We start from the raw sequence: 1,653 nt of genomic DNA on the forward strand, positions 1-1,653 counted from the left end.
TTTAGGGGCAACTTTAACGAGGGTTCGAATCCCTCCCTCTCCGTATCCATTCGATCAATACTATCAGCATTCAGCGGTCAGCGGTCAGCCGTCAGCGGTCAGCCTTCAGCATTCAGCATTCAGCGGTCAGCCGTCAGCTAAAAGCTCACGCTACTTTAGGTGCCGTCAGCAGAAGTAACACAGATTAAACCAATACTTACCTGGTAAGCCTATGCGCTACGCGCACGCGTGCGCGTTCAGCGGTTAGCCTTTAGCTGTAAGCTGATGGCTGAAAGCTGAAAGCTGATAAATGATAGCTGATAACTGATAGCTGACCGAAATACAAACCTGAAAGTCAATTAAGAGGGCTATTCCTTATAAAATAATTAAGATCCCAATACGCGAGCATCTAGCTGTAAACCTGAAATGAAGCAGTTGATTCAAGGTCTGCATCGATTCCAGACCAATTACTTCCAGACCCACCGAGACCTATTTGAGTTACTGTCTCACGGGCAGCATCCCAGGGTACTATTCATTACCTGTTCAGATTCTCGAATTGACCCGAGTCTGATTACTCAAACTGAGCCTGGTGAAATGTTCATTATCCGCAATGCCGGGAATATCATACCGCCTTATGGGGCAAGCAATGGCGGTGAACCAGCAGCAGTAGAGTATGCTATTTATGCCTTAGGCATTAATGAAATTATCGTATGCGGTCACTATCGCTGTGGAGCGATGAAAGGTTTACTGAAAATCGACAAGCTAGAAGAGGACATGCCAGCCGTTTACCAATGGCTCAAGCATGCCGAAGCTACTCGCCGGATTATCAAAGAACACTATCAAGACTATGAAGGTGATGAACTTCTGAATGGGGCGGTTGAGGAAAACGTCCTTAACCAGCTACAAAATTTACGTACTTACCCAGTTATTCAATCTCGACTCAGAAGTGAGGAAATTCGGCTTCATGGCTGGGTCTATAAGATAGAAACGGGAGAGGTTCTGGAATATAGTCCACTGCAAAAGCAGTTTGTACCCCCTCAAGCCCAGTTTTCAAGAGGAGCATGGATAACACCTCAGCAGCAAGCAAGAATTTATAAAGGTTCTCCGGAATAAACTCGAAACTAAGTGATAATAATAAGCGAAAAAAAAAGTAGATGCTACCCTGCTTAGAGGTGCTATAATCCAATTAGCATCATTTTTACTCTTAGCCTCTGGTAAACTGTTGTCTATAAGTCGTCAACAGTTTACAGCCAAAAGTTAAATCAGCTTCTTAGTTTACAACAACTTATTTGCAACCCTATGTGTAGATGCCCTGATAGCTTATTCCCGTTGGACTAGTTATTGTCCTACCGTCTTTTGAACGTTAGTCAACACAATATCCGAAACTAGCTCGGCTATAACAGCCTCTATTATAGTCCCGAGATTTCGGTTTAGATATCACTATAGTAAAAGCTATTTGAGGATTACGATAACCGTATAATTGCGGAATTAGTTGAATAGCCTAATTGGGAACATTGAGCAATTTTACGGTTCTTTTAGTCATGGGTAATGGGTTAAGGGGAGTAGGGAGCAGGGAGTAGGGAGCAGGGAGCAGAAATATGTCTTAAGCTTTACTTCGATTGCTATATCTTTGGTTATTTCGGTATTAGTCGCGACGGGTCAATTAAAAAGCGG

1 protein-coding gene is annotated in these 1,653 nt (G+C 43.3%); it reads left to right on the plus strand.

Translation table 11 applies throughout. The features are described 5' to 3' along the window. The first annotated feature begins 405 nt into the window (after positions 1-405). Positions 406-1,092, plus strand: a complete 687-nt coding sequence (locus tag F6K52_RS36030; protein WP_293089972.1) for a carbonic anhydrase — start codon at positions 406-408, stop codon at positions 1,090-1,092. Positions 1,093-1,653: the final 561 nt, after the last annotated feature.

The organism is Moorena sp. SIO3H5, from assembly GCF_010692395.1.
Lineage (GTDB): Bacteria > Cyanobacteriota > Cyanobacteriia > Cyanobacteriales > Coleofasciculaceae > Moorena.

Coding starts and splice junctions, on each gene's coding strand:
- F6K52_RS36030 (WP_293089972.1), top strand. CDS start 406: ATGAAGCAGTTGATTCAAGGTCTGCATCGATTCCAGACCAATTACTTC.